This is a genomic window from Microcoleus sp. Pol12B4, assembly GCF_036701385.1.
Classification (GTDB): domain Bacteria; phylum Cyanobacteriota; class Cyanobacteriia; order Cyanobacteriales; family Microcoleaceae; genus Microcoleus.
This window is the reverse complement of record NZ_JAUBQR010000221.1, coordinates 1-11,237: the sequence shown is the minus strand read 5'-3', so window position 1 is coordinate 11,237 and position 11,237 is coordinate 1. Positions and strand designations below refer to the sequence as shown.

Annotated in this window: 3 protein-coding genes; all 3 read right to left on the bottom strand. The window is 50.0% G+C overall.

The features are described 5' to 3' along the window. Nucleotides 1-7,098 (bottom strand): DUF4347 domain-containing protein, encoded by a 7,098-nt coding sequence (locus tag QUA38_RS23710; protein WP_333166207.1) that lies wholly within the window; start codon nt 7,096-7,098, stop codon nt 1-3. 1,533 nt (nt 7,099-8,631) lie between these two features. After that, nucleotides 8,632-8,952 (bottom strand): DUF6464 family protein, encoded by a 321-nt coding sequence (locus QUA38_RS23705; protein WP_333166205.1) that lies wholly within the window; start codon nt 8,950-8,952, stop codon nt 8,632-8,634. A 449-nt stretch (nt 8,953-9,401) separates the two neighbouring features. Next, on the bottom strand, nt 9,402-11,237 hold a 1,836-nt coding region (ppsA, locus tag QUA38_RS23700; RefSeq protein WP_333166203.1), incomplete at its 5' end, for a pyruvate, water dikinase.

Below are 11,237 nucleotides of genomic sequence, written 5' to 3'. Positions count from 1 at the left end.
TTAAGTAGAAAGAGTGAGAAAATCGAGAAAAGTCAGAGAATTATCAGCACCAAAAACCTGAGCCAAAACCTCGCCAGTCGCAGCAACTTGCAGCAGTGTGGCATTCGCCATCGGGTTAATTTGCAAAGCCTCAAAACTCAAGCCACCCGCCAGGACAAACTTATCAGTTCCGACAGCAAAATTGAACAGAGTATCCATACCACTATTAGCACTTAACACAAAGCGATCGCTCCCCACACCCCCAATCAAAGTATCATCTCCTCCATCACCAAACAGCCAGTCATCCCCTGCACCTCCGTTGAGAATATCGTTATCTTTGCCTCCATTGAGAGTGTCATTACCCTCACCTCCGTTGAGAGAATCTTGGCCTTCATTGGCGTATAAAAAGTCATCGCCGCTGTCCCCGTTGATACAGTCTTGCTGACCGTCTCCACCCACAGCGCCTCGCTCATTTTGCCCGCAATCGCCAAAAATGGTATCGTTACCCCGATCGCCACACAAAATATCGCTGCCATCATCACCGTAAATCAAGTCATCGCCAGCATCTGCCTGTACTACATCGTCATCCTTGCCACCACGAAGAATATCGTTACCAAAACCCCCACTCAAAGAGTCGGAACTCTCACCACCATTGAGTTCGTCATTGCCATCGCCCCCAAACAGCAAGTCGCGACCGTCAACATCCGACACTAATTGGTTTTGCAAGCCGCCATAAAGCGAATCGTCCCCCTCATCACCGACAATAGTATCGGAATCGAGTTCGCCCCAAATCCGATCGTTATCTTTGCCGCCGTAAATTAAGTCGTTACCTTTGCCGGCAAAAATGCTGTCGTTACCGCTACCGCCGCCGATGATATCGCCGGTGTCGTTGCCGAAAATTAAGTCGCCTTCAGAGGTGGCAATTGTGCTGCCTGATTGAGTGCCGTAGTCACCGAGTATGGTGTCGGAACCTTGATTGCCGTAGAGAGTATCCGAGTCAGTTTCGCCAAAAATGCGATCGCCCGCTTTGCCTGCAAATAGCAAATCCCGGCCGTTGCCGCCCACCAGGGTATCGTCTTGTTCTTGACCGTTCATCAAGTCGTTGCCATCACCTCCTAACAGCAAATCGAAGCCGTCGGGGTCGCTGTCTAGGGAGTTGAGGACGCCACCGAACACAGAATCGTCTCCGTTGTCGCCGTAGAGGGTGTCCGGACCTTTGTCACCCCAAATCAGGTCATTGTCGATGCCACCATAGGCGATGTCGCCAGCTTTGCCGGAGTAAACCGTGTCGCCGCCTTGAGTGCCTGCAATGGCGTCGCCTGAATCTCCGCCAAAAATTAGGTCGCTGTCATTGTCGGTCAAGTCGATGTTGTTGCCGTTATCGCCGACTATGGTGTCGGCACCGCGATCGCCGTACACTGTGTCCGAATTGCGATCGCCAAAAATGCGATCTTCTTCCTTCCCGCCAAATACGACATCGGTTTCTTTCCCGCCGTAAACGATGTCGTTGCCCTTACCTGCTGCTATGAAGTCTCGCTGTGGGTCGCCGTAAACGATATCGCTGCCTGCTTCACCTAACACTGTGTCGTCCCCGCTTTTTGAGAGAAACAGTTGGTTGGTTTCGTTTCCGGTTAAGGAATCGTTGCCCTCGGTCCCGATGCTGGTGTTTTGGATGTCGATGGGTTGTGCGGTGTTGGAGTCGAAGTTGAGTATTTGCGAAGGCTGGGGGGGAATAAATGTGATGTTCGGGGGTCCTTTCAAGGGGCCGCAACCACAACTGGTATCCGGTTCCGGCACTGGGTTGAGTATGGGGGTTGGTTCTGGCGCTGGTGTTGGTTCCGGTGTTGGTGGTGTGGGTGTTGGAGTTGCAGTTGCACTTGCAGTTGGTTCCGGGGCGGGCGCGGGTATGGGCGTCGGCGTGGGTATGGGCGTCGGCGCGGGTATGGGCGTTGGCGCTGGTTCCGCTGCGGGTATGGGTGTGAGTGCCGGTATTGTTGGTGTTGGAGTTGGCACCGATATTGTTGGTGTTGGAGTTGGCACCGATATTGTTGGTGTTGGAGTTGGCACCGATATTGTTGGTGTTGGAGTTGGCGCCGATGTTGTTGGTGTTGGAGTTGGCGCCGGTGTTGTTGGTGTTGGAGTTGGCGCCGGTGTTGTTGGTGTTGGAGTTGGCGCCGGTGTCGGCACGGGTATCGATTCCTTAAGGGGAATAAGAGAGACAGTGGCGACTGCCGCACTGGTAGCGCCGAGGTTGTCTGTAGCGCTGTAGGTGAAGTTTGCCCCTGTAAAATTGCCGGACGCCTGGAAGAACAACTGGGTAATTTGCTCGGTTGTTAGGGTTTGACCAGCCGTGACCCGCACTCCCAGGCTGGGATCACCCAAAAACAGCGTCCCCTCATTGGCGGGCGGCAAGGTGTTTACGGTAAAGGAAACCACCGTCCCGTCTGGGTCGGTTCCTCCGAGTCCGGAGATGTTCACGGTTGTTTCCAGCAACAAAGCGACGCTGGAGTTGTTGGCGACCGGTGGCTGGTCGGTGGGAGGTAATAGTGCTAGCAGGGAGGCTGTAGCGGGGGCTGGACTGATGGCGCCGCGGCGGTCTGTGGCGCTGTAGGTAAAGTTGGTGGCTGCGAATTCGCTGGTTGCTTGGAAGAATAACTGGTTGATTTGAGTTGTACTCAGTCTTTGGCCTGCCGTGACCCGGATTCCCTGGCTGGGGTCGCCCAAGAACAGGATGCCTTGATTTGTCGCCGGTAGGGTGTTGATAGTAAAGAATTCGATCGAGTCGTCGGGGTCTTTTGCCGTCAGCGCTGTGAGGTTGACGCTGCTGTTTGGCGCCAGGGTCTTGCTGAAGTTTGTGGGTACCGGCGGGTAGTTGAACGCTAGCGACACCAGAGAAACGGTGGCGGCAGGACTGCTGCCACCGAGATTGTCCTTGCTGCTGTAGGTAAAATTAGCTCCTGTGAAATTGCCGGCCGACTGGAAGAATAACTGCGTCATTTGCTCGGCTGTCAGGGTTTGACCAGCCGTGACGGCGACTCCCCCCGTTGCCGGGTCGCCCAAGAACAGGACGCCTTGATTTGCCGGTGGCAGGGTACTGATGGTGAATGTAACCACTGTGCCGTCTGAGTCTCTGCCTCCGAGTCCGCTAATTTGGACCACGCTGTTGGGCGCTAGCGCAGCGTTGCTGCTGTAGGCTGATGGAAGTTTGTTGGGTGTGGGCTGCGCGCTAATAATAGCGGTGGTGACAGTGGCTCTGGACTCGGAACCGTTGTTATTGCTGGGTTTGGAATCAAAAGTGGTCGCTCGGCTCTGGGAAGTATTGCTAATGGCGCCCGTCGCTGGAACGACTACTGTTACCTCGCGGTTGATGTTGCTGCCGCTCGTCAAACTGAGAATTGTTGGGAAGGTGACAACTCCTGTCACTGGGTCGTAAGTGCCGTTATCGGATGCGCTGACTCCCGTTAAACCGGGAATGATGCTGTCTGTAATCACTACGTTTTCAGCAGCATTCGGCCCATTGTTTGCGGTAGTTATAGTATAAGTCACGGAACTACCAGCAGGAGCAGATGTGAGACCGCTCTTGGACGTAACCAGGTCGGCCACAGGATCGATCGAGGTAATGACTTGACCCCCCGCCTCGCCGGGCACTGCGACTGTCGAGCCGTTGTTGTTTGTTAAGTCCGGGTCAAAAGTGTCCGATCGACTTAATACAATGTTGGTGATGCTCGTCAGGGTAGGCGGGGGTACAAAAATTAGGCGGCGGGTGACACTGCTGCCGCTGGCTAAAGTCGCGATCGCTGGGAATTCGATCGTCCCTGTGGTTGCGTTGTAGGTTCCACCATCGAACACGCTGACATTAGTTAAGCCGGGAATCAGGCTGTCGGTGATGACTACGTTGGTCGCAGGACTCGGCCCGTTGTTGGTAGTAGTAATTGTATAAAGTAGCGTGTCGCCCACCTTGATGCTGGCCGGAGCCGTTTTTTGGGTGACAACATCGGCCACAGCATCGATCGAGGTAATGACTTGACCCCCCGCCTCACCGGGCACTGCGACTGTCGAGCCGTTGTTGTTTGTTAAGTCCGGGTCAAAAGTGTCCGATCGACTTAATACAATATTGGTGATGCTCGTCAGGGTAGTCGGCGGTACAAAGCTGATGGTGCGGCTCTGGTTGGTGCCGCTGGCTAAAGTCGCGATCGCTGGGAACTCGATCGTCCCTGTGGTTGCATTGTAGGTTCCGCCATCGGACACGCTGACATTAGTTAAGCCGGGAATCAGGCTGTCGGTGATGACTACGTTGGTCGCAGGACTCGGCCCGTTATTGGCAGTAGTAATTGTATAAAGTAGCGTGTCGCCCGCGTTGATGCTGGCCGGAGCCGTTTTTTGGGTGACAACATCGGCCACAGCATCGATCGAGGTGGTGACCGTGGCGTTGGGGTTGGTACCGTTGTTGTTGGCAGGAGTGGAGTCGGGAGTGATGGAGGTACTTCTTGCCGTGTTGCTGATGGAAGTTAGGGTGGGCGGTACTGTGAAGCCGATCGTCCGGGTGACAGTCTCCGCGTTGGCTATTGCCACGGGCGCGTAGGTGACAATGCCCGTCACTGGATCGTAAATGCCACCGTTAGATGCCGTGACTCCGGTTAAACCGGGAACTATGCTGTCAGTGATGGTTACAGCTTCTGCAGGACTCGGCCCTAAGTTGACTGTGGCGATCGTATAGCTGACCGAACTACCGGCCGTAGCACTCGTAGAGCCGGTTTTCGTGGTTGCCAAATCCGCGTTGGGCGCAATACTTGTCGTAACCGTAGAGTTAGTGGGAGTGCCGTCTTTGTTGGTTGTCGAGCCGTTGTTGTTAGTGGCGATCGAATCGAAAGTCGCCGAGGTGCTCCGCGCCGTGTTGCTGATGGCAGTAAGGGTGGCTGGGGCAGTGAAACTGATAGTCCGAGTCTCAGTCGCAGCATTTGCCAGGGCTGTCAGTGCTGGGAAGGTGACAATGCCCGAAACTGGGTCGTAAGTGCCGCCGTCCGATACGCTGACTCCTGTTAAACCCGGAATAATGCTGTCACTGATGGTCACATCGGCAGCGGGGTCTGGCCCCATGTTAGTGGTAGTCAATGTGTAGGCGACGCTTGACCCAGCCGAAGTAGTCACAGGACCACTTTTGGTAGTAACTAAATCCGCGACTGTATCGACAACTGTGGTAGACACTACACCAGGCCCCTCGATTTGCCCTGGGGCGAGTACACCGCTGTTGTTGCTGAGGTCGGGGTCGAAAGTCGAGCTAGTGCTGAATGCAACGTTGGCAAAACTGCTACCGCTGGTTAAACCGGGCGGCAAATCAATTGTCAGGGTGTAAGTAACAGTCTCGCCGGCATTGAGAACCGGAATTAACGGCCAGGTGACTGCCTTGGTTTGGTTCACGTAAGTGCCGTTGTTAGAGGCAATCAGATTCGGCTGCAATCCGCCCGGACGCAGTTCTAAAGGTATTTCGTCTTGAATCAGAACATTTGTAGCAGGTGCTGGCCCCCTGTTTACAGTAGTAATCGTGTAGGTAATGCTGCCTTCGGATTTGACGAACTGCGGGCCGGTCTTAATAGTGGCAACCTCTGCGGCGATACTGGGAGGATTGATAGTTTCAACTACCAGGTTTTGAAGTTCGTGAATGTTGTTGGCGCTTCCTGTGGAACTGCCAAAACCAAATTTGAAAATTGGCGGTACTGGGCCGTTTTTGGTGGCCAAGTTGGGGATGTCGATCAATGTAGTTTCGTAGATGCCGTCGAAATTTTTATCGAAGGCAACGGTGAGGCGAGAGGGATTCACCGGATCGTTAGATGGATTCAGCGTAATTTGAACGGATCTTTTGGCTAAATTGCGATCGCTCGTGAACGTATTGCTGAAGTTAAAATTGCTGCCTGGTTGAGGGCCACTAAAGTCAATGCTCGTAGGAATGTTATCGATGCCGAAGGGAACGATCGCATTGGTTAAAAACTGATAACGGTTGGCTTGATTTCCTCTAACAGTTACTGAATCAGGTCGGAAAGAACCAATAGAGGAGCCGGGAATCGAAGGTGGCTCCGGGCCGGAGCGCCCTTCTGTGGATGTTGAAAAATTGCCAAACTCGTCAAGCCCAATACCTAAATAACCTCCCTCAATACCGGGTATACCCGTTCGTGGAGCGTAAGCCAGAGAACCGCCATAACCCCCAGTCCTGGTTGGGCTAACAGTGCCGTCTATCAAGAAGAAACCCAGCCCGTCCCCTGGCTGAGGACTAATAGAGGGTTGCGGAGCCTCAAATTGCTGGCTTGAACCGTAAGAATAAAAATCAAACTGGACTCTGATACCGTCGGTTGAAGGAATGGGGTTGTTGTAGATGACGAAGGCTTCTCGAAGATTTACTGCTGGAGTTAATAGCAGAGCGCCATCGCCGGGAGTCGAACCGCCCAAAGCCGGAAGTACGCCGGATACTGTGCCTCCGGTAATGCCGGGGATAAGTTGATTGGCTGCTGGAACCCCGCTGCTGGGATTGAACAGTGCTCCGTCGTTTCCCCCATAAATCCAAGGCCCCCTAACTGTGGAGTTTTTGAAAGTTTCGTTAACTAATGTGCCGAGGGCGAAAGGGTAGGCTGCGAGCACTTCTTTTTCAATGGCGATTCTCGCCTTTATTTCCCCGATCGCAAATTTTAATTCCCAGTCGCCACCGAGTGCCGTACTCCCCGTCAAGTTGTCGGAAGCTGCAATATCTGCACCGACTATTAAGCTCAGCCGCCGCACGAAGGCCTCGCCACTTTCTCCCGCTGCGACGCTGCACCCGAATAACAAGATATCTCCTCTCTCGCTGAGGGCTTTTCCCCACTGTTCTAACAAATGGTTGTAGGTTTGTAAGTTGTCGTTGCAAAGTTCGATCGACCCTAGCTGCACCCCCGCTTCTCGACCGTGAGAAACTATCTGAAGGCTGTCTAAATCGCTGTAATTAACCAGAATTCTAGTAATTTGCTCGACTCCATCCCGCGTCGAGTCCAGTACAAATACCTCTGTATCGGCTGTTGCCCCTCTTGCCAAGCTGTCGCAGTTCTCTACTCTGGCATCGATGAACAGTACATTTTTTATAGTCCGAGAAGGCAACCGCGGGGGGTTTGCCCCTAAAGTCGATCGCAAAAATTCTCTGTGGGGATGCCTAATTCTCGTGCCACCACGAAGTTTTTGGGACAGGAAACACTCGTCTGCATTTACTTTTTTTATTGTTTTTTTCTGATGATAAGTAGCTGTTGTTCGGGACTTTGTGGCAGCAATCCTTGCGGTGGAGTCACATATTTTTGCGGTTAAAAAGATTGATTTGTTGCAGATGCTTTGCATGGTCAAATTGGCTCACGGATTGTAGATGATGTACCCATTTCAAGATGATAATTATCACCTATTGACAAGGTTGAATTTCAGAGTAAGAGGCTCTGCTGGTTGACTTGGATCAAGAGTAAAAAGCAAATTTTACTCAGCACAAAGCAGTGCTATATTGATATTTGATAGCATTAGAAATATCGACGACAGAAACGCTGAGGATTTGGTGTTTAAATCCGAATAATCTCTCTATCTGGTGATATTTTGCCTGTGGCTTTTTTCTTTTCTGTTAACGAGTGTATCTGTTACACGCCTAGCTCTTACATCGGGCAGTAGATAATAACACGAGTTCTCAAAAATTTACTTGATGAGGTTTTCTGTAGATCGTCTAATGCACTTTATTTGCAGAGAATTTTCACTATTTCTAGACGTATAAACCTGGTTTGAGGGACGAAAAGACTTCTTTGCAGCCCTCGATCCCGGTAAAAAACTCGGTTTCTTTGGTTTTGGTGTGTAAGCCCTGTTCACAATAGCAACCACACATTAATTAGGGAGTGATAGCCGTCACATAATTATGCCGGCATTGCCCGAAGTGTCATTCAACTGAGATCTTTTACCATTCTCAATAACCCTTCTATGGGAGGGTTCTCCTGCCCAGCCCATAAGAAAATTCACTTGTTGTGGAACAGGCCAGAAAACCTATTCTTGAAAATGGTGCAACATATGAGATTCAATTGAAATCGGCATACCCTGTATCGACGAAGCGTCTTAAAAATTCATTACTTGGAGTCTGGAGATAGCAATCTAGGTTTGAGACTGTTTCGCTACGATCGCAAAAACAGATTAATGCCGCCCACAAGCAACTTCTCAAACTGTCAACTTAGAGTCTTCGAGCTGGTTTCTGTTTAAAATAAATGATCGGGACATTATTTCGTGCAGAATTTTTCATGATGTTTTGGAGAAACTGATTTGGAAATTTGCCCCTCAGCTACTTAGGATTTTTGTTTGCTAATTTTCTTAACTGCAGGAGTTACGCCCAGGAGACTAGAAACCCAATTTATGCCTAGATTTATCGTCGCCCAACCAAGATTTATAGTCTAAACCTGGTTTCTGATCGTAAGTCCTCAACTCGAAAAACAGCGCTCGCAATCCGCCAATTATAGCAACTGTAACCAAGCAATAATGCTCGATTAGGTTTTAATTGCTGAGTTTTGGCGTGGGTCGTCCAAAACAAGCTCCAACAATAATCCTTACACGTAAGTACATCTTAACTCATTGAGGATTACATCCGCAAATAGGCGTAGATACAAGCACCAATATAAGCTATATCTTTTCACCGCGAGCGTCAAGAGTTCTGGCTTGGTAGTACCGACAATCTTGACAGGGGCCAGAAGGATTGACAGCGCAGCGAATGTAATTAGAGCGGGCGTTATACTCGCAAGTGATATCCCCGATCGAATAACCGAGGCTTTGTATGTAAGTGCGATCGGCAGTTGCTAGTTGAGTTCGCATGGGTCTATTCGCTACCGCAAGCCTGGCCGCTGCAATTCTGTCGCGGGCTTGGCTCTGGGCAGATCGCATCACCCACAAAGACAGCAGCGACGGAGCTAAACCTATGAAAATAATCAGGAGAGCAGTTAGCACATTTTCAGAGCTTATGTGGATAATATGTTTTTTGACTTAGGCTATGGCAACAGAAAATCCTCCTCTAAAAGACGGTTTTAAATAAGAAAAGTTCCCGATCTATTCTCAAACTATGCCGCCCGTGTGTTAACCGTTAGCTGGTGGCTGAGGAGGGCGATCGCTGGTGACGCCACTTTTTTCGTAAAGCGCATCGTCCGGGTCCAAAAAAGCCAGAAGTGCAGATATAATGTGATATTATTTCAGGTCATTTATCAGCAATCAAATAGGTTTGTAGTGACGAATGCAAGTCCTGATAAAAATCAGAGGACTTGGATTCATCACTACAAACGCAAAATTGGTTATTTTACAGGACTAAATATGAGAAACCGGATCGGTTCAAAAACAAGCAAGTCAGAACATGGGCTAGCTATTGTTTAAGAAACCCGGTTTCTCTCAAAAACATGAAAGCGTTAAATCTTAGCAATATCCCCGGCTAAATCCATCAACGAACCCGCGCCTTCCACCTTAGCAACATCCAACAAAGTCTTCAAAACCGAATCGGGATTCAAACTAATCGAATCAATTCCCAACTCAACCAAGAAACGAGCAAACTCAGGATAATCGCTGGGCGCTTGACCGCAAATCCCAATCTTGCGATCGTACTTCTTGGCGGCTTTAATGGCAATTGCTACCATGCGCTTGACAGCTTCATTCCGTTCGTCAAAAATGTGTGCGACCAAAGCAGAATCCCGGTCTAATCCTAATGTTAACTGAGTTAAATCGTTAGAGCCGATCGAGAATCCGTCAAAAACTTGGGCAAATTCGTCCGCAAATATGACATTGCTCGGCAATTCGCACATCACATACACTTGCAGACCGTTCTCGCCCTTAACTAAACCGTGTTTTGCCATCTCGGCTAACACTTTTCGTCCTTCATCCGGGGTGCGACAAAATGGAATCATCGGAATCACATTTGTCAAGCCCATTTCGTCGCGAACTCGCTTTAATGCTTTGCATTCCAAAGCGTAAGCTTCGCGGTAATTTGGGTCGTAATAGCGAGAGGCGCCGCGCCACCCGATCATCGGGTTTTCTTCGTTGGGTTCAAACTGCCGCCCACCCAAAAGATTAGCATATTCGTTGCTCTTGAAATCGCTCATCCGCACGATAACTGGATTTGGATAAAATGCGGCGGCAATTGTGGCAATTCCGTGGGCGAGTTTGTCGGTGAAGAAATCGGGTTTGTGTTGGTAAAGTGCTGTGAGTTCTGCAATTTCTTCTTTGACTGATTCATCCACCAATTCGTCAAAGTGAATCAGTGCCAGCGGGTGTGCTTTAATGTGATTGGCAATGATGAATTCCAACCGCGCTAAGCCTACGCCGTCGCAAGGAATTGCTGATAAACCAAAGGCTTCTTCTGGATTCCCGACATTCATTAAAATTTGAGTGCGGGTGCGGGGCAAATTCTCGATCGCAGTTTTTTGAATTTCAAAAGGAAGCAAACCCGCATAAACTTTGCCTTCGTCTCCTTCCGAACAAGAAACAGTGATTTCTTGATGGTTTTTCAAGATTTGGGTGGCGTCGCCGGTGCCGACAATAGCGGGAATTCCCATTTCTCTGGCGATGATGGCGGCGTGACAAGTACGGCCGCCGGAATTGGTGACGATCGCACTTGCTTTTTTCATAATCGGTTCCCAATCCGGGTCTGTTTTGTTGGTAACCAAAACTTCTCCTGATTGAAATTCAGCGATTTTGTGTACATCTAAAATTACGCGGGCTTTGCCTTGTCCGATTGATTCGCCAACGGCGCGTCCTTTTGCTAAAACTGCACTGGTACCTTGCAATTTGTAGTTTCGCAAAACTTTAGCAGACTTTTGAGATTGTACTGTTTCGGGTCGCGCTTGGACAATAAACAATTCGCCCGTATTGCCGTCTTTTGCCCACTCAATGTCCATCGGGGTATAAGTCCCGCGTACTTTAGAGTAGTGTTCTTCGATGACTACGGCCCATTTTGCTAGTTGCAGAATTTCATCATCTTGTATGGCAAATTTATTTTTCTCTGCTGCTATAACGGAGACATTTTTGGTGTATTTAGAACCGCCAATATCGTACACCATTTTGAGTGTTTTGCTGCCGAGTCGTTTGTCTAAAATCGGGCGAAAACCTTGTTTTAATGTTGGTTTAAAGACGAAGTATTCGTCGGGGTTGACGGTGCCTTGGACGACGTTTTCGCCTAATCCGTAGGCGGCGGTGACTAATACGGCGTTTTTGAATCCGGTTTCGGTGTCGATGCTGAACATGACGCCGGA